Source organism: Streptomyces sp. NBC_00846 (assembly GCF_045207325.1).
Taxonomy (GTDB): domain Bacteria; phylum Actinomycetota; class Actinomycetes; order Streptomycetales; family Streptomycetaceae; genus Streptomyces.
Window position 1 is genome coordinate 59,133 of record NZ_CP108847.1, and the last position, 19,838, is coordinate 78,970.

At 73.3% G+C, this 19,838-nt stretch carries 1 protein-coding gene and 1 pseudogene; both read right to left on the reverse strand.

The window, feature by feature from the left end:
• Positions 1–219 precede the first annotated feature (219 nt).
• Positions 220–15,258 carry a type I polyketide synthase gene (locus OG936_RS38340; RefSeq protein ID WP_331755236.1) on the reverse strand — a complete coding sequence of 5,013 codons (15,039 nt, stop codon included), beginning with the start codon at positions 15,256–15,258 and terminating at the stop codon, positions 220–222.
• Positions 15,224–19,738: pseudogene (locus OG936_RS38345) on the reverse strand (type I polyketide synthase); the annotation flags it as partial. The pseudogene OG936_RS38345 and the gene OG936_RS38340, both read right to left, overlap by 35 nt.
• Between the last annotated feature and the right edge of the window lie 100 nt (positions 19,739–19,838).

Below are 19,838 nucleotides of genomic sequence, written 5' to 3' on the forward strand. Positions count from 1 at the left end.
TTTCGTGCCCGAACGGCGCATTCGTGTGTGGGTTTTGAAGGATCGAAAGAGATTTTGCGGGGGTGTGATCCGGCCAGCAACCCCTACACCCGCCGCTTGCCCCTAGAGCCAGAATACGGGTTGACCTGGCCGGTGTCATCGATGTAATCCGTTCACCGGCCCGGCGCCCCCGGGCCGGTGAACGGCCTGCGAACTCCGGGAAATCCCGGAGTCACGGCCTCAGCCGCCGAGCTCCTCGTCGATCAGCGCGAAGATGTTATCGGCCGTGGCGGTCTCCAGGTCCGCGCCGTCGATCCCGGCGGGTCGCCGGTCCCCGCCCTGGATCCGCTCCAGCATGACCTCCAGCCGCGAGCGGACCGACGCCCGCTCACCCACCGTCAGCCCGGACTCCCCGGACGTCACTTCGGCGAGCCCGGCCTCCATCCGTGCCAGCTCGTCCAGCAGGACCTCGGCCGGCGTCCTGTCCGGCGGCACGAGTTCGTCCAGCAGCCGCGCGGCGAGCGCGGCCGGAGTCGGGTGGTCGAAGACGAGCGTGGCCGGCAGCCGCAGCCCGGTCACGGCATTGAGCCGGTTGCGCAGTTCGACCGCGGTGAGCGAGTCGAACCCGAGGTCCTTGAACGGGCGGTCCGCCCCGATCGCGTCGGACGAGGCGTGCCCGAGCACCACGGCGGACGAGGCGACGACCAGGTCGAGCACCACCGGGTCCCGCTGGGCAGCGGGCATCCCGGCGAGCCGGTCCGCGAGCGACGGCCCGGACCGGGCGGCCGTGCCGGCGGCGTGCCGCACCGGACGGCGCAGCAGCCCCCGCACCAGCGGAGGGATCTCGGCGTCCGCGGAACGCGGCGCGTTGAGATCCAGGTTGATCGGTATCAGGTGTGCTGTGGGGCGGTTGAGGGCGGTGTCGAAGAGGGCGAGTCCTTGTGCGGTGGACAGGGTGGTGCCTGCGGTGGTGGCGCGGGTCCGGTCGGTGTGGGCGAGTGCGCCGGTCATGGTGCTGGCTTGTTCCCACATGCCCCAGGCGAGGGAGAGGCCGGGCAGGCCGTGTGCGCGGCGGCGGGTGGCGAGGGCGTCGAGGTAGGCGTTGGCGGCGGCGTAGTTGGCCTGTCCGGGGGTGCCGAACGTTGCCGATGCGGAGGAGTAGAGGACGAACATGGCGAGGTCGGTGTCGCGGGTGAGTTCGTCGAGGTTGGTTGCGGCGGTGGCCTTGGCGCGCAGGACGGTGTCCAGGCGTTCCTGGGTCAGCGCGGTGACGATGCCGTCGTCGAGGATGCCGGCGGCGTGGACGACGCCGGTGAGCGGGGTCTCGGTGGGGATGGCGTCGAGGACGGTGGCGAGGGCGTCGCGGTCGGCGGCGTCGCACGCCACGATGCTTGCCTGCGCGCCGAGTTCGGCCAGTTCCTCGATGAGAGCGGCTGCGCCGGGGGCGTCGGGGCCCTGGCGGGACAGCAGGAGCAGGTTGCGGACGCCGTGTTCGGTGGCGAGGTGGCGGGCGAGGAGTCCGCCGAGGGTTCCGGTGCCGCCGGTGATCAGTACGGTGCCGTCGGGGTTGGGGCGGACGGGGAGGGAGAGGACGTTCTTGCCGGTGTGCTTGGCCTGGGCCATGTGCCGCCAGGCGGTGACGGCTTCGCGTGCGTCCCAGACGGTCAACGGCAGCGGTGCGAGCACACCCGCCTCGAACAGGGCGACGACCTCGGTCAGGATGCGGCCCATACCCTCGGGACCCGCATCCGACAGGTCGAACGGGTAGTACGGGACGTCGAGGCCGGCCCGGATGTCGGTCTTGCCCATCTCGACGAACCGGCCGCCGGGGGCCAGTAGCCTGAGGGAGGCGTCGAGGAATTCGCCGGCAAGGGAGTTGAGAACGACGTCGACGCCCCGGTCACGGGTGGCGGTGCGTAGCTGCTTCTCGAAGTCGAGGTCGCGGGAGGACGCGATGCGTGAGGGGTCGACTCCGCCTGCGATGACGGTGGGCCACTTGGCGGGGCTGGCGGTGGCATACACCTCCAGGCCCCAGTGACGGGCCAGTTGGACGGCGGCCATGCCGACACCACCGGCGGCCGCGTGGATCAGCACGGATTCACCGGCCTTGACCTGGGCCAGGTCCCGCAGTCCGTACCAGGCCGTCGCGAACACCAGCGGCACCGCTGCCGCCTGCGCCCACGACCAGCCCTCGGGCACCCGGACCACCAGACGGCGGTCGGTGACGGCGTCGGTGGCGAATCCGCCGTCGAAGAATCCGAAGACCCGGTCACCGACGGCGAGGTCGTCGACGCCGGGACCGGTCTCGACGACCACGCCGGCCGCCTCGGAGCCCATGGTTCCGGGTTCCGGATACATGCCCAGGCCCAGGAGCACGTCCCGGAAGTTCACACCCGCGGCACGGATCTCGACCCGCACCTGGCCGGGGCCCGGCTTCCGCACGTCGGCGGCGGCGACGTGGAGGGACTCCAGGGTCCCGTCGGTGCCGGGCAGAAGACGCCAGTTGTGGTCCGGCAGTACCAGTCCGCTGCGTCCGGCGCGCATCAGGCGGGGCGCCAGCAGCGCCCCCTGCCGGATGGCGACCTGCGGCTCGTCGAGACCGGTGAGCAGGGCGAGGTCGAGCTGGTCGTCGGTGGCCGGGTCGGTGTCGACGAGCACGATGCGGTCCGGGTGCTCCGACTGCGCCGAGCGCACCAGACCCCACACCGCCGAGCCGACCACGTCCGCGATCGCACCGGTCTCGGCAGGCATGGCCCCTTGGGTGACCACTGCGAGGCGTGCGTGCTCGGGGTGTTCCTTGCTCAGCCACTCCTGCACTCCGCGCAGGACCTCGCCGAGGACCTGCTCCACCGGGCCGTCACCGGCCGGCAGCACCGTCCACGCCGTGTTGCCGGAGGCGCTGCCGGGCGGGAGGGCGACCCACTCGACCGCGAAGAGCGCGTCGTCCGCCGCGTGCCCGGCCGCCGACAACTGCTCCGCCGACACCGCGCGCGACACCAGCGAACGGACCACCGCGACTGGTGCACCGGTCCCGTCGGCCGCCTGCACGGTGAGGCCCTCGCCGTCGGGACGGAGCGCCACCCGCAGGGTGGTCGCGCCGACCGCGAACAGTTCCACGCCCGACCACGCGAACGGCAGCCGGGGCCCACTTGCTTCAGCGTCGGCGCTCGGGACCAGCCCGGAGGGGTGCAGTGCCGCGTCGAAGAGGGCGGGGTGGATACCGAACCCGTCCACCGACTCCGCGAATGTGACCTCGGCGTAGACACCGGAAGCGTCCCGCCAGGCCGCCTGGACGCCCTGGAACGCCGGACCGTAGCCGAAGCCCGCACCGGCCAGCGACGCGTAGAACCCGTCGACGTCCACCGCCTCCGCACCCTGCGGAGGCCACACACTCAGCTCGAAACCCGCCCCCGAAGCAGCCTGCTCCGCCAGCGAACCGGACGCGTGCAGCGTCCATTCGTCCGCGCCTTCGGGGCGAGCGTGGAGGTGGACGGGGCGGTCGCCCGAGGGATCGGGTTCCTCGATCCGGATCTGGACCTGGACGCCGCCGCTCTCGGGCAGCACCAGCGGGGCGCGCAGGACCAGTTCACGGAGCAGACCGCAGTCGACCTCCTGGCCGGCGCGCAGCGCCATCTCCACCAGTGCGGTGCCGGGCACCACGACACGGCCGAGCACGAGGTGGTCGGCCAGCCACGGCTGCGCGTCCACCGAGAGACGGCCGGTGAGGAGTACGCCGTCCGCGTCGGCGAGGGCCACCACGGAGCCGAGCAGCGCGTGCTCGGCGCCCTGGATGCCCAGTGCGCCCGCGTCCGCGCCGAGTATGCCCGGCTGCGGCCAGTAGCGTTCGCGCTGGAAGGGGTAGGTGGGCAGGTCGACCGTCCGGCCGCCCCAGTCGGCGAACACGGCGCGCCAGTCGATGTCGGTGCCGGAGGCCCACAGGCGGCTGATCGCGGTGAGGGCGGTGTCGGTCTCGTCGCGGTCCTTGCGCAGGACGGGGACGAACTCGGCGTCGGTGACGGTGTCCTGGGCCATGCCGGACAGGACGCCGTCGGGGCCGAGTTCGAGGTAGCGGGTGACGCCCATGGTGTGGAGGGTGGCGGCGCCGTCGGCGAAGCGGACGGGCTGGCGGACCTGGTTCAGCCAGTACTCCGGCTGCTGCATGGCACCCGGTTCGGCAACGGCTCCGGTCAGGTTCGAGACCACCGGGATGCGGGCGGCACGGTACGTGAGGCCGTTCAGGACGGTCGCGAGCTCGTCCAGCATCGGTTGCATCAGGGCCGAGTGGAAGGCGTGCGACACCGACAGGACGTTGAACCGCAGGCCACGGACCGCGCAGTAGGCGGCGTAGCGCTCGATGGCCTCGGCGGTGCCGGAGAGGACGACGGAGTTCGGGCCGTTGACGGCGGCGATGTCGAGGCCGGATTCGGCGACTTCGGCTTCGGTGGCCTGGACGGCGAGCATGCCGCCGCCCGTGGGCAGGGCCTGCATCAGGCGGCCGCGTTCGGCGACCAGGGTGCAGGCGTCGTCGAGGTCGAGGATGCCCGCGACGTGCGCGGCGCTGATCTCGCCCAGCGAGTGACCGAGGAGCACGTCCGGGCTCACCCCCCACGACTCGACGAGGCGGAACAGGGCGACTTCGAGGGCGAAGAGGCCGGCCTGTGCCCACATCGTGCGGTCGAGGTCGGTGCCGTCGGTCAGGACCTCCCGGAGCGGGCGCTCCAGCCGGACGTCGAGCCGGGCGCACACCGCGTCGAACGCTTCCGCGAAGACGGGGAACGCCTCGTACAGCCCCAGGCCCATACCGGCACGCTGCGAGCCCTGGCCGGTGAACAGGAACGCCAGTCGGCCGTCGCCGGCGACCCCGGCCGCGAGCACGTCCCCGTCGGACAGGACCACGCGGTGTTCCAGCGCGGCCCGGGTGGTCGCCAGCGACCAGCCGACGTCCAACGGGTCCAGCTCCGGCCGCCCCGCCACGAACGATGTCAGCCGCTCCACCTGCGCCCGCAACGCGGTCTCGGACTTCGCCGACACCGGCCACGGCACCGGCCCCGTTCCGCGAGCGGCCCCGGCGCCGGCCCCGCGGGCCGGCTCCGGGTCCGGCGCCTGCTCAAGGACGACGTGCGCGTTGGTGCCACTGATGCCGAACGAGGACACCGCCGCGCGGCGCGGACGATGGGACTCCGGCCAGGGACGCGCCTCGGTCAGCAGTTCCACCGCGCCCGTCGACCAGTCCACCTGCGGGGACGGCTCGTCGACGTGCAGTGTGGCCGGGAGCACGCTGTGGCGCATGGCCATGATCATTTTGATGATGCCGGCGATACCGGCGGCGGCCTGGGTGTGGCCGATGTTGGACTTGATGGAGCCGAGCCAGAGCGGCTCGCCGGCCTCGCCGCGGTCTTGGCCGTAGGTGGCGAGCAGGGCCCCTGCTTCGATCGGGTCGCCGAGCCGGGTGCCGGTGCCGTGTGCCTCGACGACATCGACATCGGCACCGGTGAGCTGGGCGTTGGCGAGGGCCTGGCGGATCACGCGTTGTTGGGAGGGGCCGTTGGGGGCGGTGAGGCCGTTGGAGGCGCCGTCCTGGTTGACGGCGCTGCCCTGGACGACTGCCAGAACGTGGTGGCCGTTGCGGCGGGCGTCGGACAGCCGTTCGACGAGGAGGAGGCCGACGCCTTCGGCCCAGCCGGTGCCGTCGGCGGCGGCGGCGAAGGACTTGCAGCGGCCGTCGGAGGCGAGGCCGTCCTGGCGGTCGAACTCGGCGAATGCGCCGGGGGTGACCATGACGGTGACGCCGCCGGCGAGGGCCATGTCGCATTCGCCGGTTCGCAGGGCCTGGGCGGCGAGGTGGAGGGCGACGAGGGAGGAGGAGCAGGCGGTGTCGATGGTGAGGGCCGGGCCTTCGAGGCCGAAGACGTAGGCGAGTCGGCCGGAGATGACGCTGCTGGCGGTTCCGGTGAGCAGGTGTCCCTCGGCGCCGGTGACTTGGGTGCCGTAGCCGGAGGGGGAGGCGCCGGCGAACACGCCGACGTTGTGGCCCTTCAGGGAGCGGGGGTTGATGCCTGCGGTTTCGAGGGTTTCCCACGCGGTTTCCAGCAGGAGGCGCTGCTGGGGGTCCATGGCGAGGGCTTCACGCGGTGAGATGCCGAACAGGGCGGCGTCGAACTCGTCGGCGTCGTGGACGAAACCGCCCACCGAAGCGCTTGAATCGAGCAGGGCGGTGGGCCAGCCGCGGTCGTCGGGGAACGGGGTGACGCCGTCCGCCCCGCCCGCTACCAGGTTCCACAGCTCCTCCGGGGAGGTGACGCCTCCGGGGTAGCGGCAGGCCATGCCCACGATCGCGACCGGTTCGTCGAGGATGGCACCCGCGACTGCGGGGGTGTTCTGTGCGGTGTCGCCTGCCAGGTGGGACAGGAGGTGGTCGGTGAGGGCGGTCGGGTTGGGGTGGTCGAAGACGAGGGTGGCGGGGAGCGTCAGGCCGGTCTCGGTGGTCAGCAGGTTGCGCAGTTCGACCGCCATCAGCGAGTCGAAGCCCAGATCGCGGAACGCCCGCCCGGGCTCGACCGCGTCCGCACCCGTGTGCCCGAGCACCGCGGCGGCCCGCTCACGCACCAGATCCAGCACGAATCGGGCCCGTTCCCCGGCAGGGACGTCCAGGAGTCGCTGCCGCAGTCCCTGCGCGGCACCACCGTCCGGCGTGCCTGCGAGCGCCTCCGCAGCTTCCGGAAGCTCGGAGAACAAGGCGCTGGGACGGGACGAGGTGAACGCCGGGGAGAACACCGACCAGTCCAGGTCGACGACCGTCAGACCGCTGTCGTTCCGGTCGATCGCCTCCGCCAGGGCACGGACAGCCAACACCGGGTCCATCGGCGCCAGCCCACGCCGACGCAGGCTCCTGCCGGCTTCCGGGTCCATGGCCATGCCGGCTCCGGCCCAGGGGCCCCAGGAGATGGATGTGCCGGGAAGTCCGCGGTCATGGCGGTGCTGGACCCAGGCGTCGAGGAAGGCGTTGCCGGCCGCGTAGGCGGCCTGGCCGCCGCTGCCCCAGGTCGCGGCGATCGAGGAGAACACCACGAACAGGTCGAGCGGCAGATCTGCGGTCAGCTCGTCGAGGTATCTCGTGCCGTCGACCTTGGCCCGCAGTACGGCGTCGAACGCTTCCGGGGTGGCTGCCTCAAGCCATTGCGGGACGTCGACCCCGGCCGCGTGGACGATGCCGGTCAGCGGCAGGTCGGCGGGCACGTCGGCGAGGACGGTGGCGAGGGCGTCGCGGTCGGCGACGTCGCAGGCCGTGACCGTGACCTGCGCCCCCAGCCCGGACAGCTCCTCGACCAGACCCTCGGGCGCGGCACCGCCGCGGCTGGTCAGCAGCAGATGCGGCACACCCCGGCCCGCGAGCCAGCGCGCGACCTCGGCACCCAGACCACCGGTGCCACCGGTGACGAGCACGGTCCCCGACGGCCGCCAGCCCTCACCGACCACCACGGCCGGCACCGCACGCGCCACACGACGGCCGTACACACCCGCCCCGCGGATCGCGACCTGATCCTCACCACCACCGGCCAGGATGCCGGCGAGGCGGGCACCCGCCCGCTCGTCCAGGACCTCGGGCAGGTCAACGAGACCGCCCCAGCGCTGCGGCAGCTCCAGCGCCGCGACCCGGCCCATGCCCCACACCGCCGCCAGGTCCGGATCAGTCAGCCGGTCCGAGCCGCCCACCGACACCGCGCCCCGGGTCAGCACCCACAACGGTGCGTTCACCCCGGCCAGTGCCTGGACCACGGACAGTGTCTCCACCCACCCCGACGGGGCCAGGACGACACCCGCCAGGTCGGGCAGTCCCGGCACCTCACCGGCCGGAACGCTGACCACCGTCGCACCCGCCGCCGACAGGGCCGCGGACACCGCCGGATCCTCGGCGCCGACAACCGCCCACACCCCCGACAGCACTCCCGCCTGCGGCAGGCCGTCGAGCGGCTTCCACATGACGCGGTAACGCCACGAGTCGAGCGTCGAACGCTCCCGGTGACGCCGCCGCCACTCCGCCAGAGCCGGCAGGGCCGACTCCAGACCGGCGAGCTCGGACAGGTCCTCGCGTTCCACCGCGTCCCAGAACGCGGCATCGACCAGATCCCCACCACCGCCCGCAGCGGCCACCGCCGACAGCTCCGGCCAGAACCGCTCCCGCTGGAAGGCATACGTCGGCAGATCCACCACCCGACCGCCCCAACCGGCGAACACCACAGACCAGCCGACCTCGACACCACAGGCCCACAGACGGCTCACAGCAGTCAGGGCGGTGCCGGCCTCGTCCCGGTCCTTGCGCAGCACAGGGATGAACTCGGCGTCGCTGACGGTCTCCTGGGCCATGCCCGACAGCACACCGTCCGGACCCAGCTCCACATACCGCGTCACGCCCATCGCGTCGAGCGCCGCCACACCGTCCGCGAACCGCACCGCCTGCCGCACCTGACGCAGCCAGTACCCCGGGTCCTGCATGGCACCCCGCTCGGCCACCGCACCCGTCACGTTCGACACGACAGGAATCCGCGCCGGGTGGAAGGTCAGACCGTCCAGCACCGCCGCGAACTCGTCCAGCATCGGCTCCATCAGCGCCGAGTGGAACGCGTGCGACACCGACAGCACCCGGACCCGCAGGCCACGCTCCGCGCATGCGGCGGCATACCGCTCGACAGCCTCGACCGCGCCCGACAGGACGACGGAGTTCGGGCCGTTGACGGCCGCGACGTCGAGACCGGAGTCTGCGACATCCGCCTCCGTCGCCTGGACAGCGAGCATGCCGCCACCCGCGGGCAGCGCCTGCATCAGCCGGCCCCGCTCCGCCACCAGCACGCACGCATCGTCCAGGTCGAGGATCCCCGCGACATGCGCGGCGCTGATCTCACCCAGCGAGTGACCAAGGAGCACGTCGGGGGTGATGCCCCACGATTCGACGACGCGGTACAGGGCGACTTCGAGCGCGAACAGCCCCGCCTGCGCCCAGCCGGTCCGGTCGAGGTCGACGCCGTCGGTCAGAACCTCCCGCAGCGGGCGCTCCAGCCGGACGTCCATCCGAGCGCACACCGCGTCGAAGGCTTCGGCGAAGACGGGGAACGCCTCGTACAGCCCCAGGCCCATACCCGCACGCTGCGACCCCTGCCCCGTGAACAGGAACGCGGTCCGCCCCTCGGCCGCCACGCCCTCGGCGAGCGTCCCGCCCCCCGCCAGCACCGCACGATGCTCCAGCCCGGCACGGGTCGTCGCCAGCGACCACCCCACATCCACCGGATCCAGCTCCGGCCGCTCCGCCACGAACGACCTCAGCCGCTCCACCTGAGCCCGCAACGCAGCGTCCGACTTCGCCGACACCACCCACGGCACCGGCCCAGGCGCTTGCCGGGTCGCAGCAACCGGAACGGTCTCCGATGGTGGAGCCTGCTCCAGGATCACATGCGCGTTCGTGCCGCTGATGCCGAACGACGACACCGCCGCCCGCCGCGGACGCTCCACCTCGGGCCAGGCCCGGGACTCCGTCAGCAGTTCGACCGCGCCCGCGGACCAGTCCACCTGCTGCGACGGCTCGTCGACGTGCAGCGTCGCGGGCAGCACGCCGTGCCGCAACGCCATGACCATCTTGATCACGCCCGCGACACCTGCGGCGGCCTGGGCATGGCCGATGTTCGACTTCACCGAGCCCAGCCACAACGGGCCGGCCTCGTCACGCTCCCGGCCGTAGGTCGCCAGCAGCGCCTCCGCCTCGATCGGGTCCCCGAGACGGGTGCCCGTCCCGTGCGCCTCGACCACGTCGACGTCCGCGCCCGTCAGCCGGGCGCCTGCCAGTGCCTGGCGGATCACCCGCTGCTGCGCGGGGCCGTTCGGCGCCGTCAGGCCGTTGGAGGCGCCGTCCTGGTTGATCGCGCTGCCCCGCACCACCGCCAGTACCTGGTGTCCATTGCGGACGGCGTCCGACAGACGCTCGACCAGCAGGACGCCGACGCCCTCGGACCAGCCCGTGCCGTCGGCGGCCGCGGCGAACGACTTGCACCGGCCGTCGTCGGCCAGTCCGAGTTGCCGGGAGAACTCCGCGAACGCGGTCGGGGTGGACATCACCGTCGCCCCGCCGACCAGGGCGAGGTCGCACTCTCCGCGTTGCAGGGTCTGGGCGGCGAGATGCAGGGCCACCAGGGACGACGAGCAGGCCGTGTCCACCGTCACCGCCGGGCCCTCCAGGCCGAAGGTGTACGCGATGCGGCCGGAGAGGACCGATGCCGAGTTGCCGGTGCCACGATGGCCTTCGGTGTCCTGCTCCCCGCCGGCGAGGATGCCGACGTAGTCCTGGCCGCTGGTGCCGACGAACACGCCGGTCCGGCTGCCGTGCACGGCGCGGGGCGAGATGCCGGCGCGCTCGAACACCTCCCAGGACACTTCGAGGAGCAGCCGCTGCTGCGGGTCCATCGCGAAGGCCTCGCGCGGGGAGACGGCGAACAGGCCGTTGTCGAAGTGTGCCGCGCCGTTCACGAAGCCGCCTGCCCAGGAGGCCCCGGCGGCCGCGGCCGGGTCGGCCTGCGGCCAGCCCCGGTCGGTGGGCAGGCCGGTCACCGCGTCCACACCGTCGGCGACCAGCCGCCACAGGTCCTCGGGTGAGGCGACCATGCCCGGGTACCGGCAGCCCATCGCGACGATGGCGACGGGCTCGTCGCCGGTGACGGCCGCCGGGGCGGCCGGTTCGTCGCCGAACGGCCGGGTGCCGAGGATCTCGGTGCGCAGCCGGGTGGCGAGGGCCTGGGGCGTGGGGTGGTCGAAGACCAGTCCCGACGGCAGGGCGAGTCCCGTCTCCGCGGTGAGACGGTTGCGGAGCTCGACCGCGGTGAGCGAGTCGAAGCCGAGGTTCTTGAACGGGGCGTCCGCCGCGATGTCGGTCTGGCCCCGGTAGCCCAGGACGGCCGCGATCTGGTGCCGGACGAGGTCCAGCAGGAAGCGGAGCTGCTCGGCCTCCGGCTGGGCGGCCAGGGTCCGCGCGAGTGGGGACGTGTCACCCGGCGTGGCCGCGGTGGCCGCTTCGAGGGCGGGCCGGGCTTCGGGGATGTCGTCGATCAGCGGGCGTGCCCGGCCGGCGGTGAAGGCCGGGGCGAACACCGCCCATTCCACGTCCGCCACGGTCACGCAGGTGTCGTCGGCCTGGAGGGCCTGTCCCAGAGCCGCCACGGCCAGCTCCGGGGCCATCACGCGCAGCCCGCGACGGCGGAGCAGTGCCGCCATCTCCGCTCCGCCGGCCATTCCGGCACCGGCCCAGGCACCCCAGGACACCGCCGTTGCCGTCACCCCCCGGGCCCGCCGGTTGACCGCCAGCGCGTCCAGATAGGCGTTCGCCGCGGCGTAGGCAGACTGCCCGCCGCTGCCCCAGACGCCGGCGATCGACGAGAACAGGACGAAGAAGTCCAGCGGCGAGTCGCCCAGCACCTCGTCCAGGCACATCGCGCCGTCGACCTTGGCGGCCACGACCCGCGTGAAGTCCTCGACGTCCGAGGTGTCGAGGGGAGTCACATCGCCTGCGCCGGCGGCGTGCACGACTCCCGAGAGTGTCGATCCGTCCGGAACCTGTGCCAGGGTGTGCCGTACGAACTCCCGGTCGGTGACGTCACCGGCCAGCACGGATGCGCTCGTTCCCAGCTCCGCCAGCTCGGCGACGAGCGTGTCGGCCCCGGGCGCTCCGGGTCCCTGCCGGGACAGGAGGATCAGGTGCTCGACGCCGGACCTCGCCAGCCAGCGCGCCACCTCGGTGCCGAGCGCGCCGGTGCCGCCCGTGACGAGAACGGTTCCCCGGCCACGCCACTCGCCTTCCGGTCCAGTGGCGCCGAAGCCGTCGGCGGCACCGGCCCGCACCAGCCGCCGGGCGTACACCCCCGGGCCACGGACGGCGACCTGGTCCTCGGCGCCCGACGCCAGGACGGAGACGAGTCGTGAGCCCGCGGTGTCGTCGAGCGTGCCGGGCAGGTCGATCAGGCCGCCCCACAGCGCGGGCAGTTCCAGTCCGACCACCCGGCCCAGACCCCACACCTGTGCCTGCGCCGGGTGTTCCAGCCGGTCCGACCGGCCGACGCCGACCGCGCCGGAGGTCACCGTCCACAGCGGTGCCGTGATGTCGAGAGCGCTCATGGCCTTCACCAGCGCGACCGTCAGCGCGGCTCCCACGGGCAGGACCGTCCCGGGCAGGGGCCGGTCGGCGAGGCCGGTCAGCGAGAGCACTCCGGACGGCCGCACACCGCCGAGGAGTTCGCGGAGGCGGTCGGCGAGCCGTGCGTGGTCGGTGTCCTCCGCGTCGACGGGAAGTTCGACCACCTGTGCTCCGGCGGCGCGCAGCCGGGCGCCGAAGTCGTCGGCGGGACCTGAGGTGACGAGGAGCCAGGTTCCGTCGAGCGATCCGCCGGAGGGCAGGTCCAGAGGCTTCCAGACGATCCGGTAGCGCCACGAGTCGAGCGTGGACCGCTCCCGACGCTGCCGCCACCACGCCGACAGCGCGGGCAACGCCGACTCCAGGCCCGCGAGTTGCTCCAGGTCCTCCCGCTCGACCGCGTCCCAGAACGCGGCGTCCGCGGGCTGCCCGCCGACCGCGTGCGTGGCGTCCTTGGGCCAGTACCGCTCGTGCTGGAAGGCGTAGGTGGGCAGGTCGACCGCCCGGCCGTCCAGCACGGCGGTCCAGTCGATGTCGCCGCCGGAGGTCCAGAGCCGGCTGAGGGCGGTGAGGGCGGTGTGGGTCTCGTCGCGGTCCTTGCGCAGGACGGGGACGAACCGGGCGCCGGGGGCGGAGTCCTGAGCCATGCCGGACAGGACGCCGTCGGGGCCGAGTTCGAGGTAGCGGGTCACGCCCAGGGCTTCGAGGGCCGTGACGCCGTCGGCGAAACGCACGGGCTGCCGTACCTGCCGAAGCCAGTACTCCGGATCCTGCATCAGCCCTGCTTCGGCAACGGCACCCGTCAGGTTGGAGACGACCGGGATGCGGGCCGGGTGGAACGTCAACCGGCGGAGAACCGTGCCGAGTTCGTTCAGCATCGGTTCCATCAGGGCGGAGTGGAAGGCGTGCGACACCGAGAGGACGTTGAACCGCAGTCCGCGCTCGGCGCACTGGGCCGCGTAGTGTGCGATGGCGTCCGCGTCGCCGGAGAGGACGACGGAGTTCGGGCCGTTGACGGCGGCGATGTCGAGGCCGGAGTCGGCGACTTCGGCTTCGGTGGCCTGGACGGCGAGCATGCCGCCGCCCGTGGGCAGGGCCTGCATGAGGCGGCCGCGTTCGGCGACCAGGGTGCAGGCGTCGTCGAGGTCGAGGATGCCCGCGACGTGTGCGGCGCTGATCTCCCCGAGGGAGTGGCCGAGGAGCACGTCCGGGGTCACCCCCCAGGACTCCACGAGCCGGTACAGGGCGACTTCGAGGGCGAAGAGCCCCGCCTGTGCCCAGACAGTGTGGTCCAGGTCGGTGCCGTCGGTGAGGACTTCCCGCAGCGGGCGTTCCAGCCGGGGATCGAGGCGGGCGCACACCGCGTCGAAGGCTTCGGCGTAGACCGGGAACGCCTCGTACAGCCCCAGGCCCATACCGGCACGCTGCGAACCCTGCCCCGCGAACAGGAACGCGGTCTTTCCTTCGCCCGCCACGCCCTCGGCGAGGGTCGTGTCCCCGCCGAGCACCGCACGGTGCTCCAGCGCGGCGCGCCTGGTCGCCAGCGACCAGCCCACGTCCACCGGGTCCAGCCCGGGACGCTCCGCCACGAACGACGTCAGCCGCTCCACCTGAGCCCGCAACGCGGTCTCGGACTTCGCCGACACCGGCCACGGCACCGGCCCGGGGCGCACCACCGAAGGCCCGGCGGATGCCACGGGCTCTGACTCCGGTGCCTGCTCCACGATCACATGCGCGTTGGTGCCGCTGATGCCGAACGACGACACACCTGCGCGCCGCGGGCGCTCCACCTCGGGCCAGGCACGGGACTCCGTCAGCAGTTCCACCGCGCCCGCCGACCAGTCCACCTGCGGCGACGGGGCGTCGACATGAAGCGTCGCCGGCAGCACACCGTGCCGCATCGCCATGACCATCTTGATCACGCCCGCGACACCTGCCGCGGACTGGGTGTGACCGATGTTGGACTTGATCGAGCCGAGCCACAGCGGATCGCCGGTCTCGCCCCGTTCCCTGCCGTAGGTGGCGAGCAGTGCCTGCGCCTCGATCGGGTCGCCGAGCCGGGTGCCCGTCCCGTGCGCCTCGACCACGTCCACGTCCGCGCCGGTGAGCCGGGCGTTGGCGAGCGCCTGGCGGATGACCCGTTGCTGCGACGGCCCGTTCGGCGCCGTCAGGCCGTTGGACGCGCCGTCCTGGTTGATGGCGCTTCCCCGCACCACCGCCAGCACCTGATGTCCGTTGCGCCGGGCGTCGGAGAGCCGTTCCAGCAGCACCAGGCCGACGCCCTCGGCCCAGCCCGTCCCGTCGGCGGCCGCGGCGAACGACTTGCAGCGGCCGTCGGCGGCCAGGCCCTGCTCGACGCTGAAGGCACCGAACACGTCGGGGGTGGCGATGACGGTGACGCCGCCCGCCAGGGCCAGCGAGCACTCGCCGGCGCGCAGCGCCTGGCACGCCAGGTGCAGGGCGACCAGGGACGAGGAGCAGGCGGTGTCCACGGTGACGGCTGGGCCGACCAGGCCGAACGTGTAGGAGACGCGGCCGGACAGGACGCTCGTCGCGCCGCCGGCCAAGGCGTACGCCTGCCCGGCGTCGGACGGCTGGAGGCCGATTCCGTAGCCGGACGGGGCCGCGCCGACGAAGACGCCCGTGCGGCTGCCCTTCAGCCGGGGCGGCAGGATCCCGGCGTGCTCGAACGCTTCCCAGGAGGTCTCCAGCAGGAGACGCTGCTGGGGGTCCATGGCCAGGGCCTCGCGCGGGGAGATGTCGAAGAAGCCGGGGTCGAACCGGGCGACGCCGTCGAGGAATCCGCCCGACGCCGACTCGTCCGCCGCGTCGGCGGCGTCCAGGCGCCACCCGCGGTCGGAGGGGAACGGGGTCACGGCGTCCCCGCCGGCATCCACCAGACCCCAGAGCTCTTCCGGCGACCGGACGCCCCCGGGGTAGCGGCAGGCCATGGACACGATCGCGATGGGCTCGCGTGACGCCGCGGTGAGTTCGCGGTTCTCCGCCCGCAGCCGCTCCGTCTCCTTCAGAGAAGTACGCAGCGCCTGGACGTAGTCCTCCATGGAGGCGGCGGCCATTTCAAGCTCCTCGATCTGCTCGATCTGTCTGTCCATCCGACTCCGGACCACCGCCGAGAGCGAGCCTGAGCAGGCTCTCGCCGTCCATCGAGTCGATCGAATCCTGAATGTCCTGGCCCGGCTCCGGGTCCTCCGGGGCCGTCCCGTCGTTCGCACCGTCCTCCGCGGCGAGCCGCAGCAGCGGGGCGAGGAGACCGGCGTCGGCCAGGCGGGACAGCGGGATCCCCCGCAGTGCCCGCCGGATCTCCGCGGCGCGTTCCTCGTCGATCTCGCCGACGCTGTCCGGGAACATCTCGGCCCGCAGCAGGCCGGCGACGGCCCGCGCGCTCGGGTGGTCGAACAGCAGCGTCGCGGGCAGCCGCAGACCGGTCTCGGCGGCCAGCCGGTCGCGCAGTTCAACGGCGCTGAGAGAGTCGAAGCCGAGGTCGCGGAAGGCCTTGTCGGCGGTCACCGCCTCGGGCGACGGGTAGCCCAGTACGTCGGCGGCGTGCCGCTGCACGACACCGACGAGGGCCGCCTCCCGCTCGTCGCCGGTCAGGGTCGAGAGCCGGTCGCGCAGGCGGGCGGCGAGCGCGCCGTCCACCTCCGCGGAGGCCGCCGTCAGCGCGGTGACTTCGGGGATGTCGTGGATCAGCGGGCGTTCCCGGCTGGCGCTGAAGGAAGGCAGGAACGCCGCCCAGTCGACGTCGGCGACCGTCACGCACGCGTCGCCGGCGAGCAGCGCGGGGCCGAGCCGCCGGACCGCCGCGCCGGGCGCCATCGCCCGCAGACCGCGGCGCCGCAGATATTCCGACGCGCCGGCGTCCGCCGCCATGCCCTCGCCCGCCCACGGCCCCCAGGACACCGACGTGGCGACGGCGCCTCGCGCGCGCCGGTTGGCCGCCAGCGCGTCCAGGTAGGCGTTCGCGGCCGCGTAGGCGCCCTGTCCGCCACTGCCCCAGACTCCGGCGATCGAGGAGAACAGCACGAAGAAGTCCAGGGGCACGTCCCCCAGCGCCTCGTCGAGCAGGCGCGCGCCCTCGGCTTTCGCGGCCATCACCCGGGCGAAATCCTCCGGGCCCGAAGTGCCCAGCGGGGTCGGGTCGCCCACACCGGCCGCGTGGACCACCCCGGAGGGGCGGTACCGCTCGACGACCGACCGCACGAACGCACGGTCCCCGATGTCGCCCGCGACGACCGACACCGCCGTCCCGGCGCCCTCCAGCTCGGCCACCAGCCGGTCGGCGCCCGGCGCCGCCGACCCACGCCGTGAGACCAGGACCAGCCGCTCGGCTCCGGACCGGGCCAGCCAGAGGGCGACTTCGCGTCCCAGCCCTCCCGTGCCTCCGGTGACCAGCACGGTCCCGTGGCCCTGCCACTCTCCCGCCGGTGTGCCGCCGGCCCGCACCAGCCGCCGGACGAACGCGCCGGCCGGACGCAGCGCCACCTGGTCCTCGACGCCGGAGCCCAGGATCTCGGCGAGACGCTCGGCCGATGCGGTGTCACCGACGTCGACGAGACCGCCCCACATCTCGGGGAGTTCGAGCCCCGCCACCCGGCCGAGGCCCCACACCTGCGCCTGGTCGGTGTCGACCGTCTCACCGGCGTCGACGGCGACCCCGCCGGAGGTGATCCACCAGACGGGGGCCCGGACCTCGCGGTGCCGCAACGCCTCCACGGTGGCCAGCACGCTCGCGACCGACGCGGGCGGGACAGCACTTCCGGGGCCGCCGTCGGCGGTCAGCCCGGCGAAGGAGAGCACACCGGCGGGCTCGGCACCGTCCGCGCACGCCTCGGCGACGCGCTCCCGGAGGTCCGCGGCCTCCGCCCGTACCGTCACGACATGCGCGCCGGCGTCGGTGAGCGCGCGTACGCACCGTTCGGCCACATCGTGGTGTTTCGTGGTGTCCGGCAGCAGTGCCAGCCAGGTGCCGCCCGGAGCCGCCGCGGAGAGGGCGGGTCCCGCGGGCTTCCACTCCACGGCGTAACGCCACGAATCCGCCGCGGTGTGCGGAGAGGGCTGTGGCCAGTACTGCTCGTGCTGGAAGGCGTAGGTGGGCAGGTCGACCGCCCGGCCGTCCAGTACGGCCGTCCAGTCGATGTCGCCGCCGGAGGTCCAGAGCCGGCTGAGGGCGGTGATGGCGGTGTGGGTCTCGTCGCGGTCCTTGCGCAGGACGGGGACGAACGTGGCGCCGGGGGCGGCCTCTCGGGCCATGGCGGACAGGACGCCGTCGGGGCCGAGTTCGAGGGAGCGGGTGACGCCCATGGTGTGGAGGGTGGTGACGCCGTCGGCGAAGCGGACCGGCCGGCGGACCTGGTTCAGCCAGTACGCGGGCTGCTGCATGGCGCCCGGCTCGGCCACGTCTCCGGTGAGGTTGGAGACGACCGGGATGCGGGCCGGGTGGAACGTCAACCGGCGGAGAACCGTGCCGAGTTCGTTCAGCATCGGTTCCATCAGGGCGGAGTGGAAGGCGTGCGACACCGAGAGGACGTTGAACCGCAGTCCGCGCTCGGCGCACTGGGCCGCGTAGTGTGCGATGGCGTCCGCGTCGCCGGAGAGGACGACGGAGTTCGGGCCGTTGACGGCGGCGATGTCGAGGCCGGAGTCGGCGACTTCGGCTTCGGTGGCCTGGACGGCGAGCATGCCGCCGCCCGTGGGCAGGGCCTGCATGAGGCGGCCGCGTTCGGCGACCAGGGTGCAGGCGTCGTCGAGGTCGAGGATGCCCGCGACGTGTGCGGCGCTGATCTCCCCGAGGGAGTGGCCGAGGAGCACGTCCGGGGTCACGCCCCAGGACTCCACGAGCCGGTACAGGGCGACTTCGAGGGCGAAGAGGCCGGCCTGTGCCCAGACGGTGTGGTCCAGGTCGGTGCCGTCGGTGAGGACTTCCCGCAGCGGGCGTTCCAGCCGGGGATCGAGGCGGGCGCACACCGCGTCGAAGGCTTCGGCGTAGACCGGGAACGCCTCGTACAGCCCCAGGCCCATGCCCGCGCGCTGCGAACCCTGCCCCGCGAACAGGAACGCGGTCTTTCCTTCGCCCGCCACGCCCTCGGCGAGGGTCGTGTCCCCGGCGAGCACCGCACGGTGCTCCAGCGCGGCGCGCCTGGTCGCCAGCGACCAGCCCACGTCCACCGGGTCCAGCCCGGGACGCTCCGCCACGAACGACGTCAGCCGCTCCACCTGAGCCCGCAACGCGGTCTCGGACTTCGCCGACACCGGCCACGGCACCGGCCCGGGGCGCACCACCGAAGGCCCGGCGGATGCCACGGGCTCTGACTCCGGTGCCTGCTCCAGGATGACGTGGGCGTTGGTGCCGCTGATGCCGAACGACGACACCGCCGCGCGCCGCGGGCGGTCCGATGCGGGCCAGGGGCGCGCGTCGTCGAGCAGTTCCACCGCGCCCGCCGACCAGTCCACCTGGGGCGACGGGGCGTCCACGTGCAGCGTCGCCGGCAGCACACCGTGCCGCATCGCCATGACCATCTTGATCACGCCCGCGACACCGGCGGCCGCCTGGGTGTGACCGATGTTGGACTTCACCGACCCCAGCCGCAACGGATCGGCGTCGCCCCGTTCCTGGCCGTAGGTGGCGAGCAGTGCCTGCGCCTCGATCGGGTCGCCGAGACGGGTGCCCGTCCCGTGCGCCTCCACCACGTCCACGTCCGCGCCGGTCAGGCGGGCGTTCGCCAGGGCGTCGCGGATCACCCGTTGCTGCGACGGCCCGTTCGGCGCCGTCAGCCCGCTCGACGCGCCGTCCTGGTTCACCGCGCTGCCCCGCACCACCGCGAGGATCCGGTGGCCGTTGCGCCGCGCGTCCGAGAGCCGCTCCACGAGCAGCATGCCGACGCCTTCCGACCAGCCCATGCCGTCGGCCGCGGCGGCGAACGACTTGCAGCGGCCGTCCGGAGCGAGGCCCTGGTCGACGCCGAACGCCCCGAACACCTCGGGGGTGGCCATCACGGTGACACCGCCGGCGATCGCCAGATCGCACTCACCGGCCCGCAGCGCCTGGCACGCCAGGTGCAGCGTCACCAGCGAGGAGGAGCAGGCGGTGTCGACGGTGACCGCGGGGCCCTCCAGCCCGAAGGAGTAGGCGACGCGGCCGGAGGCGGCGCTCCCCGCGGTGCCGGTGGCCAGGTACGCCTCGCTGCCGGGCGGCATCTCGGCCGAGCCGACCAGATAGTCGTGGTACATCTGGCCGATGTAGACGCCGGTGCGGCTGCCGCGCAGCGTCGCGGGGTCGACGCCGGCGGACTCCATCACCTCCCAGGAGGTTTCCAGCAGCAGGCGTTGCTGGGGGTCGGTGGCCAGGGCCTCGCGCGGGGACATGGCGAAGAACGCCGCGTCGAACCGGCCGGCGTCGTGCAGGAATCCTGCCTCGCGGGGGCCGTCGGCCGGCAGCCGGCCGAGGTCCCAGCCGCGGTTCTCCGGGAAGCCGGACAGGCCGTCGCCGCGCGTGTCGACGAGGTGCCACAGGCCGTCCGGTGAGGCGACGTCGCCGGGGTACCGGCAGGACATGCCGACGATCGCGACCGGCTCGCGTACGCGTTCGTCCAGTTCGCGGAGGTCCCTTCGGGCCTCGCGCAGGTCGGCGGTCGCCTGCCGCAGGTATCGCAGCATCTCTTCGGTGGTGGTCATG